Raw genomic sequence first — 20,637 nt, forward strand, 5'->3', positions numbered from 1 at the left:
ATTGACCTAGAGGCTTGCTTTCTCTAGAATCCCCGGTCTCTTAAAACGGGGGCCATTCCGGCCCGTTGTGGACGAACCAGGTAACACGACATGAAACGTACTTTCCAACCAAGCACTATCAAACGCGCTCGTACCCACGGTTTCCGTGCTCGCATGGCTACCAAGAACGGTCGTGCCGTCCTGTCGCGTCGTCGCGCCAAAGGTCGTGCGCGTCTGGCAGTTTGATAATCCGGCACTGGAGGTGAGTCAGGACTTCAGTCGGGAAAAGCGTCTGCTTACACCCCGGCATTTCAAGGCAGTCTTTGACTCCCCTACCGGCAAGGTTCCGGGGAAAAATCTCCTGCTCCTTGCGCGCAGCAACGATCTCGATCACCCCCGACTAGGGCTGGTTATTGGGAAAAAGAGCGTCAAGCTCTCCGTTCAGCGCAATCGCCTCAAACGTCTGATGCGCGAATCGTTTCGCCTGAACCAGGATTCACTGGTTGGATGGGACATTGTTATCGTCGCGCGCAAAGGTTTGGGTGACGTAGAAAACCCCGAATTGATTCAGCATTTCGGCAAACTCTGGAAGCGTCTGGCACGCAACAAGCCAGTACCAGCAGTCAACACCGAAACTGTAGGGGTAGACAGTCCCGATGCGTAAACTGGCACTCGTTCCGATCCAGTTTTATCGCTATGCCATTAGTCCTTTGATGGCCAGTCACTGTCGTTTCTACCCCAGTTGTTCCTGCTACGCGTACGAAGCCATAGAAAATCATGGCCTACTGCGCGGTGGCTGGCTGACCTTTCGTCGTTTAGGTCGCTGTCATCCGTGGAATCCCGGCGGTTATGACCCGGTTCCGCCTATCCCTACCTCCCGTTCTTCTTCGATGGCCGAGTAATCATGGATATCAAACGCACGATCCTGATCGTCGCCCTGGCAATCGTGTCCTACGTCATGGTCCTTAAATGGAACCAGGACTATGGCCAGGCTGCCTTGCCGACTCAGAATGTTGCAGCCAGCAATACCGCACCGAGCCTGCCGGATGCCCCTGTTGGCAACAACGCCGCCAACAATGACGACATCCCGCGCGCGGCAAGCGATACCAGCGCTCCTGCCGAAGCCCCAGTGGCCGTAAGCAAAGATCTCATCCAGATCAAGACGGACGTGCTCGAGCTGGCAATCGATCCACAAGGTGGTGATGTCGCCCAGCTGAAGCTGCCGCTATACCCACGTCGCCAGGATCATCCGGAAATCCCGTTCCAGTTGTTCGACAACGGTAACGAGCGGACCTATCTGGCCCAAAGTGGCCTGATCGGCACCAACGGCCCGGATTCGAACCCGGCCGGTCGCCCGATCTATTCCACCGAGAAGAAGACTTATCAACTGGCTGACGGTCAGGACCAACTGGTCGTGGACCTGAAGTTCAGCAAGGATGGCGTCAACTACATCAAGCGTTTCACATTGAAACGCGGCCTGTATGACGTAACCGTCTCCTATCTGATCGACAACCAGAGCGCCCAGCCTTGGTCCGGCGCGATGTTCGCGCAACTCAAGCGTGACGCCAGCGACGATCCTTCTTCCAGCACGGCCACCGGTACCGCGACTTACCTGGGCGCTGCTCTGTGGACAAGTTCGGAGCCGTACAAGAAAGTGTCCATGAAGGACATGGACAAGGGTCAGCTCAAGGAAACCGTCCAAGGTGGCTGGGTTGCCTGGCTGCAGCACTATTTTGTAACAGCCTGGATTCCGCAGAAGGGCGAAAGCAACATCGTCCAGACGCGTAAAGACAGCAAAGGCAACTTCATCATCGGTTACACCGGCCCGACATTGACTGCCGCGCCAGGTGCGAAAGCCGAAACCAGCGCCATTCTGTATGCCGGTCCAAAAAGCCAGGCGGTACTGAAAGAGTTGTCCCCAGGCCTGGAACTGACCGTGGACTACGGTTTCCTGTGGTTCATTGCCCAGCCGATCTTCTGGTTGCTGCAACATATCCACAGCATCGTCGGTAACTGGGGCTGGTCGATCATCTTCCTGACCATGCTGATCAAGGGGCTTTTCTTCCCGTTGTCGGCCGCCAGCTACAAATCCATGGCGCGCATGCGTGCAGTGGCCCCGAAACTGGCCGCCCTGAAAGAACAACATGGCGATGACCGGCAGAAAATGTCCCAGGCCATGATGGAGCTGTACAAGAAAGAGAAGATCAACCCGCTGGGTGGATGCTTGCCGATTCTTGTGCAGATGCCAGTGTTCCTGTCGCTGTATTGGGTATTGCTGGAAAGCGTGGAGATGCGTCAGGCACCGTTCATGCTGTGGATTACCGACCTGTCGATCAAGGATCCGTTCTTCATCCTGCCGATCATCATGGGCGCGACCATGTTCATCCAGCAGCAGTTGAACCCAACGCCTCCGGACCCGATGCAGGCGAAGGTCATGAAAATGATGCCAATCATCTTCACCTTCTTCTTCCTGTGGTTCCCGGCCGGTCTTGTGCTGTACTGGGTTGTGAACAACGTGCTGTCCATTACTCAGCAGTGGTACATCACGCGTAAGATCGAAGCGGCTACGAAAAAAGCCGAGGCGTAACTTGCTCTGTGGATAACCACACAAAACGCCCCCTAGTGGGGCGTTTTGCTATCTGCCACTTTTGTCTGGATACCGGTTTATGAGCGCACCGCGTGAAACCATCGCCGCCGTTGCCACCGCCCAAGGTCGCGGTGGTGTCGGCATCGTCCGTATTTCGGGGCCCCTGGCCAGTGTCGCGGCCAAGGCTATCAGCGGTCGTGAACTCAAGCCGCGGTTTGCTCATTACGGCCCGTTTTTCAGTGACGACCAGCAGGTGCTCGACGAAGGGCTGGCTTTGTATTTCCCGGGACCGAATTCGTTTACCGGCGAAGATGTGCTGGAACTGCAAGGACACGGCGGGCCCATCGTGCTGGACATGCTGCTCAAGCGCTGCCTTGAATTGGGCTGTCGTCTGGCCCGGCCGGGTGAGTTCAGCGAACGGGCATTTCTCAACGACAAGCTCGACCTGGCCCAGGCCGAGGCGATTGCCGACTTGATCGAAGCCAGTTCTGCACAGGCTGCCCGCAACGCATTGCGTTCCCTGCAAGGAGCGTTTTCCCAGCGTGTGCATAACCTCACCGAACAATTGATTGGTCTGCGGATCTACGTCGAGGCGGCAATCGATTTCCCGGAAGAGGAAATCGACTTCCTCGCCGATGGCCACGTGCTGAGTTTGCTCGATAAGGTACGCGATGAGTTATCCACAGTGCTTCGCGAAGCCGGGCAGGGTGCCTTGTTGCGCGATGGGATGACTGTGGTGATCGCCGGACGGCCGAATGCTGGCAAATCCAGCCTGCTGAACGCCCTGGCTGGTCGCGAGGCAGCGATTGTCACCGAGATCGCCGGCACCACCCGGGACATTCTGCGTGAACATATCCACATCGATGGCATGCCACTGCATGTTGTGGATACCGCAGGTTTGCGCGACACCGAGGACCAGGTGGAAAAGATCGGCGTTGAACGGGCACTGAAGGCCATTGGTGAAGCCGACCGGGTACTGCTGGTGGTGGACGCCACCGCGCCGGAAGCGGACGATCCATTTGCCTTATGGCCTGAATTCCTCGAAGTTCGCCCGGATCCGGCAAAGGTCACGTTGATTCGCAACAAAGCCGACCTGACCGGGGAAGCGATTGTTCTCGAGGTCAGCAACGACGGCCATGTGACCATCAGCCTGAGCGCGAAATCGGCGGGTAAAGGCCTGGAACTGCTGCGCGAGCACCTCAAGGCATGCATGGGTTATGAGCAGACATCGGAAAGTAGCTTCAGCGCCCGCCGGCGGCATCTTGAAGCCTTGCGCCACGCCAGCGCCGCCCTGGAACACGGGCGCGCTCAGCTGACCTTGGCAGGGGCGGGTGAGTTGCTGGCCGAAGATCTTCGCCAGGCACAACACTCCCTTGGGGAAATTACCGGCGCCTTCAGTTCCGATGACCTCTTGGGGCGGATCTTTTCCAGCTTCTGCATCGGTAAATAACCCCGCCTTTCAAACCGGGTTTGTCCTCGAAGCCTATCGAGTCCAACGCAAACCCGGTCGTTCCTTCTCCTTTTTTAGAACGATTGCCCTTGATGGCGGCTTGCCTGTGGGCACCGGCCTGCCCATCACGGCGGCTTTCTGTGGATTAAGCCCTGTGAATAACTGCCACTGAGGTCGGTTGATAAACCCCCTTCAAAACTGAAGATAAGCGCCTCTGTGGATAACAGGCCCATTCATCCACAGGCTTACACCGGTTATCCAAGCCTCTCAATGGCACATGACCACAGGGTTTTGAATCTCTGTACACATTGAAAATAAAGGCCTGTGAGGTCTTATCCACAGATAGGGTGCTCAGTAAGAATAAACATAAAAACAAAGGTTTTATAAATTTCTTTCTTTTTAATTTCTTTAACCGCGAGTTTTCCACAGCTGGTTAAATTTTGTGCAAAGGGTTCTTTAGAAAGGGCGAAGTCCCTATACTTGCCGACCTGGCTCGAAAAACGCCCAGGACCAGACAAAACCTATTTCCGAATTACCTGAATAAAGCAGGCACGAGGTGCGTGGTGGATTTCCCTTCCCGTTTTGAAGTGATCGTCATCGGCGGCGGTCATGCCGGTACCGAGGCAGCACTTGCATCAGCACGCATGGGAGCAAAGACCCTGTTGCTGACGCATAACGTGGAAACCCTTGGCGCCATGAGCTGCAACCCTGCCATTGGCGGGATCGGCAAAAGCCACCTGGTCAAGGAAATCGACGCCCTCGGCGGTGCGATGGCCGTGGCCACCGATAAGGGTGGTATCCAGTTTCGCGTGCTGAACAGCCGCAAAGGCCCCGCCGTGCGCGCCACTCGCGCCCAGGCTGACCGCGTCCTGTACAAGGCCGCTGTCCGTGAAATCCTGGAAAACCAGCCGAACCTGTGGATATTTCAGCAAGCGGCCGATGACCTGATCGTCGAACAGGACCAGGTGCGCGGTGTTGTCACGCAGATGGGCCTGCGTTTCTTCGCCGACTCCGTGGTGTTGACCACCGGGACCTTCCTCGGCGGACTTATCCACATCGGTTTGCAGAATTTTTCGGGCGGTCGCGCCGGTGATCCACCGTCGATTGCTCTGGCTCACCGTCTGCGTGAGTTGCCATTGCGTGTCGGGCGCCTGAAAACCGGTACACCACCTCGCATCGACGGCAAGTCCGTGGATTTCTCGGTGATGACCGAGCAGCCTGGCGACACGCCGATCCCGGTGATGTCGTTCATGGGCAGCAAGGAACAGCATCCACGGCAAGTGAGTTGCTGGATCACCCACACCAACGCCCGCACCCACGAAATCATCGCGGCGAACCTCGATCGTTCGCCGATGTATTCCGCTGCCGGTGAAATCGAAGGTGTCGGCCCGCGCTATTGCCCGTCGATCGAAGACAAGATCCATCGCTTTGCCGATAAGGAAAGCCACCAGGTGTTCATCGAACCGGAAGGTTTGACTACCCATGAGCTGTATCCGAACGGGATATCCACAAGTCTGCCGTTCGACGTGCAATTGCAGATCGTGCAATCGATCCGGGGCATGGAGAACGCGCACATCGTGCGCCCGGGTTATGCGATCGAGTACGACTACTTCGATCCTCGCGATTTGAAGTACAGCCTGGAAACCAAAGCTATCGGCGGTCTGTTCTTCGCTGGACAGATCAACGGCACCACCGGGTACGAAGAAGCTGGTGCCCAGGGTTTGCTCGCCGGAGCCAACGCCGCACTGCTCGCCAAGGGCAAAGAAACCTGGTGCCCGCGTCGCGATGAGGCGTACATCGGTGTGCTGGTGGACGACCTGATTACCCTGGGTACCCAGGAACCGTATCGGATGTTCACGTCCCGCGCCGAATATCGCCTGATCCTGCGTGAAGACAACGCCGACCTGCGCCTGACCGAGAAAGGACGTGAGTTGGGGTTGGTGGACGACGTGCGCTGGGCCGCGTTCTGCAAGAAACGCGAGAGTATCGAGCTGGAAGAACAGCGCCTGAAAAGCACTTGGGTTCGTCCCGGCACCGAGCAGGGCGATGCCATAGCGGCGAAATTCGGCACGCCACTGACCCATGAATACAACCTGCTCAACCTCTTGAGCCGTCCGGAAATCGACTACGCCGGGCTGGTGGAAGTGACCGGCCAGGGTGCGGAAGATCCGCAAGTGGCCGAACAGGTCGAGATCAAGACCAAATACGCCGGTTACATCGACCGTCAGCAGGACGAAATCGCCCGTCTGCGCGCCAGCGAAGACATCAAGCTGCCTGTGGATATCGATTACTCGGGCATTTCCGGGTTGTCGAAAGAAATCCAGAGCAAGCTCGGTGCTACGCGCCCTGAAACCCTGGGCCAGGCTTCGCGCATCCCCGGCGTGACTCCGGCGGCGATTTCCCTGTTGATGATTCATTTGAAAAAACGCGGCGCGGGCCGCCAGTTGGAGCAAAGCGCTTGAGTTCGATGGTCACCTCGCAACATGCTGAAGAGTTATCCACAGGTGCCCGTCAGCTCGGCGTCAGCCTGAGCGAAACCCAGCACGCGCAGCTGCTGGGTTATCTGGCGTTGTTGATCAAATGGAACAAGGCCTACAACCTGACCGCCGTGCGCGATCCGGATGAAATGGTCTCGCGGCATTTGCTCGACAGCCTCAGCGTCATGTCCTTCATCGAAAACGGGCGCTGGCTGGATGTCGGCAGCGGCGGCGGCATGCCGGGAATCCCGCTGGCGATCCTGTTTCCCGACTCGCAAGTGACCTGCCTGGACAGCAACGGCAAGAAAACCCGCTTCCTGACCCAGGTCAAACTCGAACTCAAATTGGATAACCTGCAAGTTATCCACAGCCGCGTCGAAGCATTCCAGCCTGCACAGCCGTTCAACGGGATCATTTCCCGGGCGTTCAGCAGCATGGAGAACTTCAGCAACTGGACTCGCCACCTGGGTGACGCCAATACGCGCTGGCTGGCAATGAAGGGCGTTCATCCGGCCGATGAGCTGGTAGCATTGCCGGCAGACTTCCACCTCGATAGCGAACACGCCTTGGCCGTACCCGGTTGCCAAGGCCAACGCCATCTGCTGATACTGCGCCGCACGGCATGATTGGGAACACAAGCAAGAATGGCTAAGGTATTCGCGATAGCGAACCAGAAAGGTGGTGTGGGCAAGACCACCACCTGCATCAACCTCGCAGCATCCCTGGTCGCGACCAAGCGTCGGGTGCTGTTGATCGATCTCGATCCACAGGGCAACGCCACCATGGGTAGCGGTGTGGATAAACATGGCCTGGAAAACTCCATCTACGACGTCCTGATCGGTGAATGCGATCTGGGCCAGGCCATGCACTTCTCCGAGCACGGTGGTTATCAACTGCTGCCGGCCAACCGTGATTTGACGGCGGCCGAAGTCGTGCTGCTGGAAATGCAGATGAAGGAAAGCCGTCTGCGCAGCGCCTTGGCACCGATCCGGGAAAACTATGATTACATCCTGATCGACTGCCCGCCGTCGTTGTCGATGCTGACCCTCAACGCCCTGGTGGCCGCCGATGGGGTAATTATCCCCATGCAGTGCGAGTACTTCGCCCTGGAAGGGTTGAGCGACCTTGTGGATAACATCAAGCGCATCGCCGAACTGCTGAACCCGGACCTGAAGGTCGAAGGGCTGCTGCGGACCATGTACGACCCGCGCCTGAGCCTGATGAACGATGTCTCGGCCCAGCTCAAGGAGCACTTCGGCGAGCAGCTCTACGACACGGTCATTCCGCGTAACATCCGTCTTGCCGAGGCACCGAGCTACGGCATGCCGGCCCTGGCCTACGACAAACAATCCCGTGGTGCGCTGGCCTACCTGGCCCTGGCGGGCGAGATGGTTCGCCGTCAGCGCCGCAACCCACGCACCGCTGCAGCCCAGCCAACTTAAGGAAACCCCATGGCCGTCAAGAAACGAGGTCTCGGACGTGGACTGGATGCACTGCTCAGCGGTCCGACTGTCAGCTCGCTGGAAGAACAGGCCGTCCAGGCCGATCAGCGCGAGTTGCAGCATCTGCCCCTGGACCTGATCCAGCGCGGCAAATATCAGCCGCGCCGGGACATGGACCCGCAGGCACTGGAAGAACTGGCCCAATCGATCAAGAGCCAGGGCGTGATGCAGCCGATAGTGGTTCGTCCGATCGCCAACGGGCGTTTCGAAATCATCGCTGGCGAACGTCGCTGGCGCGCCAGCCAGCAGGCCGGGCAGGAAACCATCCCGGCCATGGTGCGCGATGTGCCGGATGAAACCGCCATTGCCATGGCGCTGATCGAGAACATCCAGCGTGAAGACCTCAACCCGATCGAGGAAGCCGTGGCCCTGCAGCGTTTGCAGCAGGAATTCCAGCTGACCCAGCAACAGGTCGCCGAGGCGGTGGGCAAGTCCCGCGTGACCGTGGCCAACCTGCTGCGCCTGATTGCGTTGCCAGAAGTCATCAAGACCATGCTTTCCCATGGCGACCTGGAAATGGGTCATGCCCGGGCATTGCTCGGTTTGCCGGAAAATCAACAAGTTGAAGGGGCGCGACATGTTGTCGCACGAGGCCTGACTGTGCGCCAAACCGAGGCACTGGTTCGTCAGTGGCTCAGCGGTAAACCGGCCCCCGTCGAAGCCCCCAAAGTCGATCCTGATATCGCTCGTCTGGAACAGCGCCTGGCCGAGCGCCTGGGCTCTGCGGTGCAGATTCGCCACGGCAAGAAGGGCAAAGGGCAATTGGTGATCGGTTATAACTCCCTCGATGAACTGCAAGGTGTCCTTGCACACATTCGCTGAAACAATTGCTCTTGTAGCGCGCAGTCGGAAATCACTACCTGACAGTTGAATAGGGGCAGAACCGCCCCTATACTCTGCGCGCATTTTGTCGGCACAAATTATGCCAAGTTATTGAATTATGGCGGCCGACCCTTGGAGAGCAAAAGCGATGGAAACCCGCACGCCAAACCGCTTGCCGTTCCATCGTCTGGCAGTTTTCCCGGTTTTGATGACTCAATTCACCGTTGTACTGATCGCCGCATTGGCGCTCTGGCAATGGAAGGGAGTCGTCGCCGGATACTCAGGTCTTTGCGGAGGCCTGATAGCCTTGCTCCCCAATATTTACTTCGCTCACAGGGCATTTCGGTTTTCCGGCGCCCGAGCAGCCCAGGCCATCGTCCGGTCTTTTTATGCCGGCGAGGCGGGGAAACTGATTTTGACGGCAGTGCTGTTTGCACTGACGTTCGCAGGTGTGAAGCCATTGGCACCACTGGCTGTATTTGGTGTCTTCTTGCTGACCCAACTGGTTAGCTGGTTCGCTCCCCTGCTAATGAGAACAAGACTTTCGAGACCTTAGGGCGTTTGAGGCAACCATGGCAGAGACAACCGCTTCGGGCTATATCCAGCACCACTTGCAGAACCTGACCTTCGGTCAGCTACCCAACGGCGGCTGGGGCTTTGCCCACTCCGCAGCAGAAGCCAAGGAAATGGGCTTCTGGGCTTTCCACGTCGATACCCTCGGCTGGTCGGTCGCACTGGGCCTGATTTTCGTTCTTCTTTTCCGCATGGCGGCAAAAAAGGCGACTTCCGGTCAGCCCGGCGCACTGCAGAACTTCGTTGAAGTACTGGTCGAATTCGTCGATGGCAGCGTGAAAGACAGCTTCCATGGCCGTAGCCCGGTGATCGCACCGCTGGCACTGACCATCTTCGTCTGGGTGTTCCTGATGAACGCCGTCGACCTGGTACCGGTCGACTGGATTCCTCAGCTGGCCATCCTGATCTCCGGCGACCACCACATCCCATTCCGCGCCGTGTCGACCACCGACCCGAACGCGACCCTGGGCATGGCGTTCTCGGTTTTCGCACTGATCATTTTCTATAGCATCAAGGTCAAGGGCATCGGCGGCTTCATCGGCGAACTGACCCTGCACCCGTTCGGCAGCAAGAACATCCTGGTTCAAGCCCTGCTGATCCCGGTGAACTTCCTGCTGGAATTCGTGACCCTGATCGCCAAACCGATTTCTCTGGCACTGCGTCTGTTCGGCAACATGTATGCCGGCGAGCTGGTGTTTATCCTGATCGCTGTGATGTTCGGCAGCGGCCTGCTGTGGCTCAGCGGCCTGGGTGTAGTCCTGCAATGGGCGTGGGCTGTGTTCCACATCCTGATCATCACCCTGCAGGCGTTCATCTTCATGATGCTGACCATCGTCTACCTGTCGATGGCGCACGAAGAAAACCATTAAGGCCAGTCTCGACTAGTCTGATGTCCTTCCCGGTCAAACGGGAAGGAGCCCGAACCGGGCTGAGAAACGATTTGTTTTACCGCTTTAATCTAAAAAACCTAAACCATACGACGTAAAAGTCGGGAGGAAAGATGGAAACTGTAGTTGGTCTAACCGCTATCGCTGTTGCACTGTTGATCGGCCTGGGCGCACTGGGTACCGCAATTGGTTTCGGCCTGTTGGGCGGCAAGTTCCTGGAAGGCGCAGCGCGTCAGCCAGAAATGGTTCCAATGCTGCAAGTTAAAATGTTCATCGTGGCTGGTCTGCTCGACGCCGTGACCATGATCGGTGTTGGTATCGCTCTGTTCTTCACCTTTGCGAACCCGTTCGTTGGTCAAATCGCTGGCTAATTACTCGGATGTCTCGAGTAGATTGGTGTGATGGACAACGTAACTGCGAGGTGTTGGCGTGAACATTAATGCGACCCTGATTGGCCAGTCCGTTGCGTTCCTAATTTTTGTACTGTTCTGCATGAAGTTCGTATGGCCTCCGGTCATTGCGGCATTGCACGAACGTCAAAAGAAGATCGCTGATGGTCTGGACGCTGCCAGCCGTGCAGCTCGCGACCTGGAGTTGGCCCATGAGAAAGTGGGTCAGCAACTGCGCGAAGCGAAGGCTCAGGCAGCTGAAATCATCGAGCAAGCCAAGAAACGCGGTACCCAGATTGTTGACGAAGCCCGTGAACAGGCTCGCGTCGAAGCTGACCGTGTGAAGGCTCAGGCTCAAGCCGAGATCGAACAGGAACTCAACAGTGTCAAAGACGCGCTGCGTGCCCAAGTGGGTGCCCTGGCCGTTGGCGGTGCTTCGAAGATCCTGGGTGCCACAATCGATCAAAACGCGCACGCAGAGCTGGTAAACCAACTGGCTGCTGAAATCTAAGCGAGGGCGATCATGGCAGAACTGACCACGTTGGCCCGACCTTACGCTAAGGCGGCCTTCGAGCACGCTCAGGCCCACCAGCAACTGGCCAATTGGTCAGCCATGCTCGGCCTGGCAGCAGCGGTGTCGCAAGACGACACCATGCAGCGCGTGCTCAAGGCCCCGCGACTGACGAGCGCAGAAAAGGCCGCCACGTTCATTGACGTGTGCGGCGACAAGTTCGATGCCAAGGCACAGAATTTCATTCACGTCGTTGCCGAAAACGACCGTCTCCCGCTTCTGCCGGAGATCGCCGCTCTTTTCGACCTGTACAAGGCCGAGCAAGAGAAGTCGGTAGACGTGGAAGTGACCAGTGCTTTCGCATTGAACCAAGAACAGCAAGACAAACTCGCCAAGGTTCTCAGTGCACGACTCAACCGGGAAGTGCGCCTGCAAGTCGAGGAAGACAAGTCCCTGATAGGGGGCGTTGTAATCCGCGCCGGCGACCTGGTTATCGATGGCTCGATTCGCGGCAAAATCGCGAAACTTGCCGAAGCATTGAAATCTTGAGTTTGAAGGGGCAGCAGAGCAATGCAGCAACTCAATCCTTCCGAAATAAGTGAAATTATCAAGGGCCGCATCGAAAAGCTCGATGTGACCTCCCAAGCCCGTAACGAAGGCACTGTCGTCAGCGTATCTGACGGCATCGTGCGGATTCACGGTCTGGCCGACGTCATGTACGGCGAGATGATCGAGTTTCCGGGCGGCGTCTACGGTATGGCCCTCAACCTGGAGCAAGACTCTGTAGGTGCCGTGGTATTGGGCGCGTACACGACTCTGGCTGAAGGCATGAGCGCCAAGTGCACCGGCCGCATCCTCGAAGTTCCGGTTGGTAAGGAACTGCTGGGTCGCGTAGTCGACGCACTGGGTAACCCTGTTGACGGCAAAGGTCCGCTGAACAACACCGAGACCGACGCGGTCGAGAAAGTTGCTCCTGGCGTGATCTGGCGTAAGTCGGTAGACCAGCCTGTACAGACTGGCTACAAGGCTGTCGATGCCATGATCCCTGTCGGCCGTGGCCAGCGTGAGCTGATCATCGGTGACCGTCAGATCGGTAAGACCGCTCTGGCGATCGACGCGATCATCAACCAGAAAAACAGCGGCATCTTCTGCGTCTACGTGGCAATCGGTCAGAAGCAATCGACCATCGCCAACGTGGTTCGCAAGCTGGAAGAGAACGGCGCCCTGGCCAACACGATCATCGTGGCTGCCAGTGCTTCGGAATCGGCCGCGCTGCAATTCCTGGCACCGTACTCCGGTTGCACCATGGGCGAATACTTCCGCGACCGCGGTGAAGACGCGCTGATCGTCTACGACGACCTGTCCAAGCAAGCAGTGGCCTACCGCCAGATTTCCCTGCTGCTGCGCCGTCCACCAGGCCGTGAAGCCTACCCAGGCGACGTGTTCTATCTCCACTCCCGTCTGCTGGAGCGCGCCTCCCGCGTTTCGGAAGAGTACGTAGAGAAGTTCACCAACGGCGCAGTGACTGGCAAGACCGGTTCCCTGACCGCTCTGCCAATCATCGAAACCCAGGCTGGCGACGTTTCCGCGTTCGTTCCGACCAACGTGATTTCCATCACCGACGGTCAGATCTTCCTGGAATCGGCCATGTTCAACTCGGGCATCCGTCCTGCTGTGAACGCCGGTGTTTCGGTATCCCGTGTGGGTGGTGCCGCTCAGACCAAGATCATCAAGAAGCTGTCCGGTGGTATCCGTACCGCCCTGGCCCAGTACCGTGAACTGGCGGCATTCGCCCAGTTCGCTTCTGACCTGGACGAAGCGACCCGTAAGCAACTTGAGCATGGTCAGCGCGTTACCGAGCTGATGAAGCAGAAGCAATACGCGCCAATGTCGATCGCTGACATGTCGCTGTCGCTGTATGCCGCTGAGCGTGGGTTCCTGACTGACATTGAAATCGCCAAGATCGGCAGCTTCGAACAAGCGCTGATCGCTTTCTTCAACCGCGATCACGCCGATTTGATGGCCAAGATCAACGTTAAAGGTGACTTCAATGACGAAATCGACGCTGGCCTCAAAGCCGGTATCGAGAAGTTCAAGGCCACCCAAACCTGGTAAGCCGCAGCGGGAGCCGCAAGGCTCCCGCTTGCTAACCTGATAGGTGTTACATGGCAGGCGCAAAAGAGATTCGCAGTAAGATTGCGAGCATCAAAAGCACGCAAAAGATTACCAGCGCCATGGAAAAAGTGGCGGTCAGCAAAATGCGCAAGGCACAAATGCGCATGGCTGCTAGCCGTCCTTATGCGGAGCGCATCCGCCAGGTGATTGGTCATCTGGCCAACGCCAACCCGGAATACCGCCACCCGTTCATGATCGAACGCGCCATCAAGCGCGTCGGTTACGTTGTGGTGAGCAGTGACCGTGGTCTGTGCGGTGGCTTGAACACCAACCTGTTCAAGGCCCTGGTCAAGGACATGGCGGTAAACCGCGAACAAGGCGTCGAGATCGATCTGTGCGTGGTCGGTAGCAAGGGTGCGGCTTTCTTCCGTAACTTCGGCGGTAACGTCGTCGCTGCTATCAGCCACCTGGGTGAAGAACCGTCGATCAATGACCTGATCGGCAGCGTCAAGGTGATGCTGGATGCTTACCTGGAAGGCCGGATCGACCGCCTGTCCGTGGTATCCAACAAGTTCATCAACACCATGACGCAACAGCCGACCGTGGAGCAGTTGATTCCACTGGTGGCGACCCCGGAACAGGAACTCAAGCACCACTGGGACTATCTCTACGAACCGGATGCCAAGGAGCTGCTCGACGGCTTGATGGTCCGCTACGTGGAGTCGCAGGTCTACCAGGCGGTGGTCGAGAACAACGCAGCTGAACAAGCGGCGCGGATGATCGCGATGAAGAACGCTACCGACAACGCCGGTGATTTGATCAGCGATTTGCAGCTGATCTACAACAAGGCGCGTCAGGCTGCGATCACCCAAGAGATCTCGGAAATCGTCGGCGGCGCTGCCGCGGTTTAACGGTTCAAATATTCAGAGGATCCAGCTATGAGTAGCGGACGTATCGTTCAAATCATCGGCGCCGTTATCGACGTGGAATTTCCACGCGACAGCGTACCGAGCATCTACGACGCCTTGAAGGTTCAAGGCGCCGAAACCACCCTGGAAGTTCAGCAGCAGCTGGGCGACGGCGTGGTTCGTACCATTGCGATGGGCTCCACCGAGGGCTTGAAGCGCGGTCTGGACGTCAGCAACACTGGCGCAGCCATCTCCGTACCGGTCGGTAAAGCGACCCTGGGCCGGATCATGGACGTACTGGGCAACCCGATCGACGAAGCTGGCCCGATCGCCACCGAAGAGCGCTGGGGCATTCACCGTCCTGCGCCAACCTTCGCTGAGCAGGCCGGTGGCAACGAGCTGCTGGAAACCGGCATCAAGGTTATCGACCTGGTTTGCCCGTTCGCCAAGGGCGGTAAAGTCGGTCTGTTCGGTGGTGCCGGTGTAGGCAAGACCGTAAACATGATGGAACTGATCCGTAACATCGCCATCGAGCACAGCGGTTATTCCGTGTTCGCCGGTGTGGGTGAGCGTACTCGTGAGGGTAACGACTTCTACCACGAGATGAAGGATTCCAACGTTCTGGACAAAGTGGCACTGGTCTACGGCCAGATGAACGAGCCACCGGGAAACCGTCTGCGCGTAGCCCTGACCGGCCTGACCATGGCCGAGAAGTTCCGTGACGAAGGTAACGACGTTCTGCTGTTCGTCGACAACATCTACCGTTACACCCTGGCCGGTACCGAAGTATCCGCACTGCTGGGCCGTATGCCTTCTGCAGTAGGTTACCAGCCGACCCTGGCTGAAGAGATGGGCGTGCTGCAAGAGCGCATCACTTCGACCAAGCAAGGCTCGATCACTTCGATCCAAGCGGTATACGTACCAGCGGACGACTTGACCGACCCGTCGCCAGCGACCACCTTCGCCCACTTGGACGCCACCGTCGTTCTGTCCCGTGACATCGCTTCCCTGGGTATCTACCCAGCGGTTGACCCACTGGACTCGACTTCGCGCCAGCTGGACCCGAACGTGATCGGCCAGGATCACTACGACACCGCTCGCGGCGTTCAGTACGTGCTGCAGCGTTACAAGGAACTGAAGGACATCATCGCGATCCTGGGTATGGACGAACTCTCGGAAGCCGACAAGCAGTTGGTAAACCGTGCTCGTAAGATCCAGCGCTTCTTGTCGCAGCCGTTCTTCGTGGCTGAAGTCTTCACCGGTGCCTCGGGTAAATACGTTTCCCTGAAAGACACCATTGCTGGCTTTAAAGGCATCCTCAACGGTGACTACGACCACCTGCCAGAACAAGCGTTCTACATGGTCGGCGGCATCGAAGAAGCGATCGAGAAAGCCAAGAAACTGTAATCCCGGCGCCCGGCAACGGGCGCTAATTTAGGTTGAGGCAATCAGATGGCTATGACAGTCCATTGCGATATCGTCAGTGCGGAAGGGGAAATCTTCTCCGGTCTGGTCGAGATGGTGGTTGCGCACGGTGAGCTGGGTGATCTTGGTATCGCTCTGGGTCACGCACCGCTGATCACTAATCTGAAACCGGGTCCGATCCGCTTGATCAAGCAGGGCGGGGAAACCGAGGTGTTCTACATCTCCGGTGGTTTCCTCGAGGTTCAGCCGAACATGGTCAAGGTCCTTGCCGACACCGTGCAACGTGCTGCCGACCTGGACGAAGCCTCCGCTCAGGAAGCCGTCAAGGCTGCCGAGAAGGCCCTGAACGAAAAAGGCGCAGACTTCGACTACGGTTCTGCTGCTGCACGTCTGGCCGAGGCCGCAGCCCAGCTGCGCACCGTCCAGCAGATCCGCAAGAAGTTCGGCGGCTAATCCGTCTGCTTTCTGTGCGATTGATTAAAAAGGGTAGCTTCGGCTACCCTTTTTTCTTTTTTTCCGACACTCATCATCTGGTCGCAGCCGCTGACCACCCAGGATTGGTAGCCAGTCATGTCTCTCGAAATCGTTATCCTCGCGGCAGGTCAAGGCACCCGCATGCGTTCGGCGCTGCCCAAGGTATTGCACCCGGTAGCCGGCAATTCCATGCTCGGCCATGTTATCCACAGCGCGCGGCAACTTGATCCACAGCGCATTCACGTGGTGATCGGCCACGGTGCCGATGCGGTACGCGAACGCCTGGCGGCGGATGACCTGAATTTCGTCCTGCAGGACAAACAACTGGGCACCGGCCATGCGGTGGCCCAGGCCGTGCCGTTCATTACCGCTGATACGGTGCTGATTCTCTACGGCGATGTGCCGCTGATCGAAGTCGAGACCTTGCAACGCCTGCTCAAGCACGTCGCCCCCCAGCAGTTGGGTCTGCTGACCGTCGAGCTGGATGATCCTACCGGTTACGGTCGCATTGTGCGCGACGCCGACGGCCAGGTGACCGCGATTGTCGAGCAGAAGGACGCCAACGAAGCCCAGCGCGCGATCACCGAGGGCAACACCGGGATTCTTGCCGTGCCGGCCGCGCGCCTGGGTGACTGGATGGGTCGCCTGTCGAACAACAATGCCCAAGGCGAGTACTACCTGACCGACGTGATTGCCATGGCCGTTGCTGACGGGATGGTCGTTGCCACCGAGCAGCCGCTGGACGCCATGGAAGTGCAGGGTGCCAATGATCGCCGGCAACTGGCCGAGCTGGAGCGCCACTACCAATTGCGCGCCGCCCGCCGCCTGATGGCGCAAGGCGTGACCCTGCGTGATCCGGCTCGTTTCGACGTGCGCGGTGAAGTCAGCGTGGGCCGCGATGTGGTCATCGACATCAACGTCATCCTCGAAGGCAAGGTCGTCATCGAAGACGACGTGGTCATCGGCCCGAACTGCGTGATCAAGGACAGCACCTTGCGCAAAGGCGTGGTGATCAAGGCCAACAGTCATCTCGACGGTGCGATCATGGGCGAAGGCAGCGACGCCGGCCCGTTTGCCCGGCTGCGTCCAGGCTCTGTGCTGGAAGCCCATGCCCATGTGGGTAACTTCGTCGAACTCAAGAACGCTCACCTGGGCGAAGGCGCCAAGGCCGGACATTTGACCTACCTCGGCGACGCTGAAGTCGGTGCCCGCACCAACATTGGCGCCGGCACCATCACCTGCAACTACGATGGCGCCAACAAGTGGAAAACCGTGTTGGGCGAAGACGTGTTCATCGGCTCGAACAACTCTTTGGTCGCGCCTGTGGATATCTCCAGCGGTGCAACCACGGCCGCCGGTTCAACCATCACGCAGAATGTGGATAACGCTCAATTGGCGGTTGGACGCGCCCGCCAGCGCAACATCGACGGTTGGAAGCGCCCAGAAAAAATCAAGAAATCCTGAAGTTATCCACAACCCTCTGTGGGAGCGAGCTTGCTCGCGACAGCGGTGTGTCAGGTAAAGCGATATTGCCTGACTTGGCCCCTTCGCGAGCAAGCTCGCTCCCACAATGGTTAGGGGATTTCTGAATTTTTCTTGTGGCGCCTTGACGATATCGCTGCAATAGGTTTTGATTGCTTACGTTATCTTTCGAATCGAAACTTATCTCGCCATGTCGAAACGCAACACGCCACAACGCCGGCACAATATCCTTGCCTTGCTCCAGGAGCAGGGTGAGGTCAGTGTGGATGAACTGGCCAAGCGCTTCGAAACCTCGGAAGTTACGATTCGCAAGGACCTTGCCGCGCTGGAAACCAACGGTCTGCTGCTGCGTCGCTACGGTGGCGCGGTCCCGATGCCGCAGGAGTTGGTGGCCGATAACGGACAAACCGTCTCCAAGTACAAACTCGCCATTGCCCGGGCCGCTGTGAAGCGGATCCGCGAACATGCGCGGATCATCATCGACAGCGGTAGCACTACGGCGGCGATGATTCCTCAACTCGGCCAACAGCCGGGCTTGGTGGTAATGACCAATTCCCTGCATGTCGCCAATGCCTTGAGCGAATTGGAGCACGAGCCGGTGCTGTTGATGACCGGCGGCACTTGGGATCCTCACTCCGAGTCGTTCCAAGGCCAGGTGGCCGAGCAGGTTCTGCGTTCCTACGATTTCGACCAGTTGTTCATCGGCGCCGACGGCATCGATCTGGTTCGAGGTACCACCACCTTCAACGAACTGCTGGGCCTGAGCCGTGTGATGGCAGAGGTGGCCCGGGAAGTGATCGTGATGGTGGAGGCCGACAAGATCGGCCGCAAGATTCCCAATCTGGAACTGCCGTGGAGCAGCGTCCATACCCTTATTACCGATGATCGCCTGCCCGTAGAGGCTCGCGATCAGATTCAGGCCCGCGGTATCACCGTGATCTGCGCGCCTGTCAGCCAGGAGAAATAGCATGTGTGGAATTGTCGGCGCCGTTGCTGAACGCAACATCACTGCAATCTTGCTCGAAGGCCTCAAGCGCCTGGAATACCGCGGCTACGACAGCGCCGGTGTGGCGGTATTCACCAATGACGAAAAGCTCGAGCGCATGCGTCGCCCGGGCAAGGTCAGTGAGCTGGAACAGGCCCTGGAGGCCGAACCACTGGTCGGTCGCCTTGGCGTTGCCCACACCCGCTGGGCCACCCACGGCGCGCCATGCGAGCGTAACGCTCACCCGCACTTCTCCGGCGACCTGGCGGTTGTGCACAACGGCATCATCGAAAACCACGAAGCCCTGCGTGAACAGCTCAAGACGCTCGGCTACGTGTTCAGTTCGGACACCGACACTGAAGTCATCGCTCACCTGCTCAATCACAAGCTCAAGGACCTGGTGGACCTGACTGTCGCCCTCAAGGCCACCGTCAAGGAGCTGCACGGTGCCTATGGCCTGGCGGTCATCAGCGCGAAACAGCCCGATCGCCTGGTGGCGGCGCGCAGCGGTAGTCCATTGGTCATCGGCCTCGGCCTGGGGGAAAACTTCCTGGCCTCCGATCAGTTGGCGCTGCGCCAGGTCACTGACCGCTTCATGTACCTGGAAGAAGGCGACATCGCCGAAATACGCCGCGACAGCGTGCAGATCTGGGACCTGGACGGCAAAAGCGTGGAACGTGAGACCGTCCAGTACCGCGACGGTGCCGAAGCTGCCGACAAGGGCGAGTTCCGCCACTTCATGCTCAAGGAAATCCACGAACAACCGGCCGTGGTGCAACGCACTCTGGAAGGTCGCCTGAGCCAGAGCCAGGTCCTGGTCCAGGCATTCGGTCCACAGGCGGCGGAGTTGTTCGCCAAGGTCCGCAACGTGCAGATCGTCGCCTGCGGCACCAGTTATCACGCCGGTATGGTTGCCCGTTACTGGCTGGAAGAGCTGGCCGGTATCCCGTGCCAGGTCGAAGTCGCCAGCGAGTTCCGCTATCGCAAAGTGGTGGTGCAACCCGATTCGCTGTTCGTCACCATTTCCCAGTCGGGTGAAACCGCCGACACCCTGGCCGCCCTGCGCAACGCCAAGGAACTGGGGTTCCTCGCCAGCCTGGCGATCTGCAACGTCGGCATCAGCTCGCTGGTGCGCGAGTCCGACCTGACCCTGTTGACCCAGGCCGGCCGTGAAATCGGTGTGGCGTCGACCAAGGCGTTCACCACGCAACTGGTGGGCCTGTTGCTGCTGACCCTGTCCCTGGGCCAGGTGCGCGGCACCCTGGGTGAAGGCGTCGAGGCCAAGCTGGTGGAAGAACTGCGCCGCCTGCCGGCCCGCCTTGGCGAAGCCTTGGCCATGGACAGCACCGTGGAAAAAATCGCCGAGCTGTTCGCCGAGAAGAACCACACCCTGTTCCTGGGCCGTGGCGCGCAATTCCCGGTGGCGATGGAAGGGGCCTTGAAGCTCAAGGAGATCTCCTACATTCACGCCGAGGCCTACCCGGCCGGCGAACTCAAGCACGGCCCGCTGGCGCTTGTGGATAACGACATGCCCGTCGTCACCGTCGCGCCGAACAACGAGCTGCTGGAAAAGCTCAAGTCCAACCTGCAGGAAGTACGCGCCCGCGGCGGCCAACTGATTGTCTTCGCCGACGAAAAGGCTGGCATGACCAATGGCGAAGGCACCCACGTGGTGCACATGCCGCACATCCACGACATCCTGTCGCCGATCCTCTACACCATCCCGCTGCAACTGCTGTCGTACTACGTCGCGGTGCTCAAGGGGACCGATGTGGACCAGCCGCGGAATTTGGCGAAGTCTGTGACGGTGGAGTGAGTCGTCTCCCAGGGTCGGTCCCTGCTGATCCCAAGTAATAAGTCCGATCGGGTTTAGCACTGCTAAACCCGATCATCAAACCAGACACTTCGCACTGCCGATCCTGGTGGCCAGGCCGTTGCGTGTTATTCCTGCCGTCTCTTTACCCATCAGGCTCTCAGTAGCGTCTGGGCTGGTCCCTTTGAGCGAGCTGCCAGAATTCATTGAAAGTATTTTTCGTTTTTTATTAATTTAATGAAAAAATACTTTCATAAA

General features: G+C 58.3%; 21 protein-coding genes. All 21 read left to right on the forward strand.

The genetic code is table 11. The annotated features are described in order from the left end of the window. The first annotated feature begins 90 nt into the window (after positions 1 to 90). The 21 genes from rpmH (at position 91) to glmS (ending at position 20,382) form a co-directional block, all read left to right on the forward strand. On the forward strand, positions 91 to 225 hold the full coding sequence (gene rpmH, locus AC30D9_RS07630) for a 50S ribosomal protein L34 (protein WP_003213577.1): 135 nt from the start codon (positions 91 to 93) through the stop codon (positions 223 to 225). Between the two features lie 16 nt (positions 226 to 241). Next, entirely contained in the window at positions 242 to 643 is a 402-nt protein-coding gene (gene rnpA / locus AC30D9_RS07635; protein WP_003207107.1) for a ribonuclease P protein component, read from the forward strand. Further along, positions 636 to 881 (forward strand): membrane protein insertion efficiency factor YidD, encoded by a 246-nt coding sequence (gene yidD, locus AC30D9_RS07640; protein ID WP_010465488.1) that lies wholly within the window; start codon positions 636 to 638, stop codon positions 879 to 881. Before rnpA ends, yidD begins: the two co-directional genes overlap by 8 nt. A 2-nt stretch (positions 882 to 883) precedes the next feature. Next, complete coding sequence (gene yidC / locus AC30D9_RS07645; protein WP_134926563.1) at positions 884 to 2,566, forward strand: membrane protein insertase YidC; 1,683 nt, start codon at positions 884 to 886, stop codon at positions 2,564 to 2,566. 79 nt (positions 2,567 to 2,645) lie between these two features. Next, positions 2,646 to 4,016, forward strand: coding sequence for a tRNA uridine-5-carboxymethylaminomethyl(34) synthesis GTPase MnmE (mnmE, locus tag AC30D9_RS07650; RefSeq protein ID WP_490143813.1), 1,371 nt, complete (start codon positions 2,646 to 2,648; stop codon positions 4,014 to 4,016). Positions 4,017 to 4,579: 563 nt separating this feature from the next. Further along, complete coding sequence (mnmG, locus tag AC30D9_RS07655; protein ID WP_490143814.1) at positions 4,580 to 6,478, forward strand: tRNA uridine-5-carboxymethylaminomethyl(34) synthesis enzyme MnmG; 1,899 nt, start codon at positions 4,580 to 4,582, stop codon at positions 6,476 to 6,478. A gap of 5 nt (positions 6,479 to 6,483) precedes the next feature. Then, on the forward strand, positions 6,484 to 7,119 hold the full coding sequence (rsmG, locus tag AC30D9_RS07660; protein ID WP_209022226.1) for a 16S rRNA (guanine(527)-N(7))-methyltransferase RsmG: 636 nt from the start codon (positions 6,484 to 6,486) through the stop codon (positions 7,117 to 7,119). 18 nt (positions 7,120 to 7,137) lie between these two features. Further along, positions 7,138 to 7,935, forward strand: coding sequence for a ParA family protein (locus AC30D9_RS07665; RefSeq protein WP_003207100.1), 798 nt, complete (start codon positions 7,138 to 7,140; stop codon positions 7,933 to 7,935). A gap of 9 nt (positions 7,936 to 7,944) precedes the next feature. Continuing rightward, positions 7,945 to 8,817 carry a ParB/RepB/Spo0J family partition protein gene (locus AC30D9_RS07670; protein ID WP_134926559.1) on the forward strand — a complete coding sequence of 291 codons (873 nt, stop codon included), beginning with the start codon at positions 7,945 to 7,947 and terminating at the stop codon, positions 8,815 to 8,817. Positions 8,818 to 8,965: 148 nt separating this feature from the next. Further along, positions 8,966 to 9,373, forward strand: a complete 408-nt coding sequence (locus AC30D9_RS07675; protein ID WP_134926558.1) for a F0F1 ATP synthase subunit I — start codon at positions 8,966 to 8,968, stop codon at positions 9,371 to 9,373. Positions 9,374 to 9,389: 16 nt separating this feature from the next. Beyond that, positions 9,390 to 10,259 (forward strand): F0F1 ATP synthase subunit A, encoded by an 870-nt coding sequence (atpB, locus tag AC30D9_RS07680; protein ID WP_003187195.1) that lies wholly within the window; start codon positions 9,390 to 9,392, stop codon positions 10,257 to 10,259. Between the two features lie 131 nt (positions 10,260 to 10,390). Continuing rightward, on the forward strand, positions 10,391 to 10,648 hold the full coding sequence (gene atpE, locus AC30D9_RS07685; protein WP_003097235.1) for a F0F1 ATP synthase subunit C: 258 nt from the start codon (positions 10,391 to 10,393) through the stop codon (positions 10,646 to 10,648). Between the two features lie 58 nt (positions 10,649 to 10,706). Further along, positions 10,707 to 11,177, forward strand: a complete 471-nt coding sequence (locus tag AC30D9_RS07690) for a F0F1 ATP synthase subunit B (RefSeq protein WP_003187193.1) — start codon at positions 10,707 to 10,709, stop codon at positions 11,175 to 11,177. 12 nt (positions 11,178 to 11,189) lie between these two features. Further along, the gene (locus tag AC30D9_RS07695) at positions 11,190 to 11,726 is read left to right on the forward strand and encodes a F0F1 ATP synthase subunit delta (protein WP_003187192.1); all 537 of its coding nucleotides are present in this window, start codon (positions 11,190 to 11,192) and stop codon (positions 11,724 to 11,726) included. A 21-nt stretch (positions 11,727 to 11,747) separates the two neighbouring features. Next, the gene (gene atpA / locus AC30D9_RS07700) at positions 11,748 to 13,292 is read left to right on the forward strand and encodes a F0F1 ATP synthase subunit alpha (RefSeq protein ID WP_134926557.1); all 1,545 of its coding nucleotides are present in this window, start codon (positions 11,748 to 11,750) and stop codon (positions 13,290 to 13,292) included. A 50-nt stretch (positions 13,293 to 13,342) separates the two neighbouring features. Then, positions 13,343 to 14,203 carry a F0F1 ATP synthase subunit gamma gene (gene atpG, locus AC30D9_RS07705; protein WP_072397487.1) on the forward strand — a complete coding sequence of 287 codons (861 nt, stop codon included), beginning with the start codon at positions 13,343 to 13,345 and terminating at the stop codon, positions 14,201 to 14,203. A 27-nt stretch (positions 14,204 to 14,230) separates the two neighbouring features. Continuing rightward, the gene (atpD, locus tag AC30D9_RS07710) at positions 14,231 to 15,607 is read left to right on the forward strand and encodes a F0F1 ATP synthase subunit beta (protein ID WP_134926556.1); all 1,377 of its coding nucleotides are present in this window, start codon (positions 14,231 to 14,233) and stop codon (positions 15,605 to 15,607) included. 45 nt (positions 15,608 to 15,652) lie between these two features. Next, a complete protein-coding gene (locus AC30D9_RS07715; RefSeq protein WP_058438442.1) occupies positions 15,653 to 16,078 on the forward strand; it encodes a F0F1 ATP synthase subunit epsilon in 426 nt (141 codons plus the stop codon). 117 nt (positions 16,079 to 16,195) lie between these two features. Beyond that, positions 16,196 to 17,563, forward strand: coding sequence for a bifunctional UDP-N-acetylglucosamine diphosphorylase/glucosamine-1-phosphate N-acetyltransferase GlmU (glmU, locus tag AC30D9_RS07720; protein ID WP_490143815.1), 1,368 nt, complete (start codon positions 16,196 to 16,198; stop codon positions 17,561 to 17,563). A gap of 208 nt (positions 17,564 to 17,771) precedes the next feature. Beyond that, positions 17,772 to 18,548: a DeoR/GlpR family DNA-binding transcription regulator gene (locus AC30D9_RS07725; RefSeq protein ID WP_060739917.1), complete on the forward strand. Its 777-nt coding sequence runs from the start codon at positions 17,772 to 17,774 to the stop codon at positions 18,546 to 18,548. 1 nt (position 18,549) lies between these two features. Then, positions 18,550 to 20,382 (forward strand): glutamine--fructose-6-phosphate transaminase (isomerizing), encoded by a 1,833-nt coding sequence (gene glmS, locus AC30D9_RS07730; RefSeq protein ID WP_490143816.1) that lies wholly within the window; start codon positions 18,550 to 18,552, stop codon positions 20,380 to 20,382. Positions 20,383 to 20,637 lie beyond the last annotated feature (255 nt).

This window comes from Pseudomonas sp. DF11, assembly GCF_058148565.1.

Bases quoted from the DNA above. Each gene is read 5' to 3' on its own strand.
- rpmH (WP_003213577.1), top strand. From the start codon at position 91: ATGAAACGTACTTTCCAACCAAGCACTATCAAACGCGCTCGTACCCAC.
- yidD (WP_010465488.1), top strand. From the start codon at position 636: ATGCGTAAACTGGCACTCGTTCCGATCCAGTTTTATCGCTATGCCATT.
- yidC (WP_134926563.1), top strand. From the start codon at position 884: ATGGATATCAAACGCACGATCCTGATCGTCGCCCTGGCAATCGTGTCC.
- mnmE (WP_490143813.1), top strand. From the start codon at position 2,646: ATGAGCGCACCGCGTGAAACCATCGCCGCCGTTGCCACCGCCCAAGGT.
- rsmG (WP_209022226.1), top strand. From the start codon at position 6,484: ATGGTCACCTCGCAACATGCTGAAGAGTTATCCACAGGTGCCCGTCAG.
- AC30D9_RS07665 (WP_003207100.1), top strand. From the start codon at position 7,138: ATGGCTAAGGTATTCGCGATAGCGAACCAGAAAGGTGGTGTGGGCAAG.
- AC30D9_RS07670 (WP_134926559.1), top strand. From the start codon at position 7,945: ATGGCCGTCAAGAAACGAGGTCTCGGACGTGGACTGGATGCACTGCTC.
- AC30D9_RS07675 (WP_134926558.1), top strand. From the start codon at position 8,966: ATGGAAACCCGCACGCCAAACCGCTTGCCGTTCCATCGTCTGGCAGTT.
- atpB (WP_003187195.1), top strand. From the start codon at position 9,390: ATGGCAGAGACAACCGCTTCGGGCTATATCCAGCACCACTTGCAGAAC.
- atpE (WP_003097235.1), top strand. From the start codon at position 10,391: ATGGAAACTGTAGTTGGTCTAACCGCTATCGCTGTTGCACTGTTGATC.
- AC30D9_RS07695 (WP_003187192.1), top strand. From the start codon at position 11,190: ATGGCAGAACTGACCACGTTGGCCCGACCTTACGCTAAGGCGGCCTTC.
- atpA (WP_134926557.1), top strand. From the start codon at position 11,748: ATGCAGCAACTCAATCCTTCCGAAATAAGTGAAATTATCAAGGGCCGC.
- atpG (WP_072397487.1), top strand. From the start codon at position 13,343: ATGGCAGGCGCAAAAGAGATTCGCAGTAAGATTGCGAGCATCAAAAGC.
- atpD (WP_134926556.1), top strand. From the start codon at position 14,231: ATGAGTAGCGGACGTATCGTTCAAATCATCGGCGCCGTTATCGACGTG.
- AC30D9_RS07715 (WP_058438442.1), top strand. From the start codon at position 15,653: ATGGCTATGACAGTCCATTGCGATATCGTCAGTGCGGAAGGGGAAATC.
- glmU (WP_490143815.1), top strand. From the start codon at position 16,196: ATGTCTCTCGAAATCGTTATCCTCGCGGCAGGTCAAGGCACCCGCATG.
- AC30D9_RS07725 (WP_060739917.1), top strand. From the start codon at position 17,772: ATGTCGAAACGCAACACGCCACAACGCCGGCACAATATCCTTGCCTTG.
- glmS (WP_490143816.1), top strand. From the start codon at position 18,550: ATGTGTGGAATTGTCGGCGCCGTTGCTGAACGCAACATCACTGCAATC.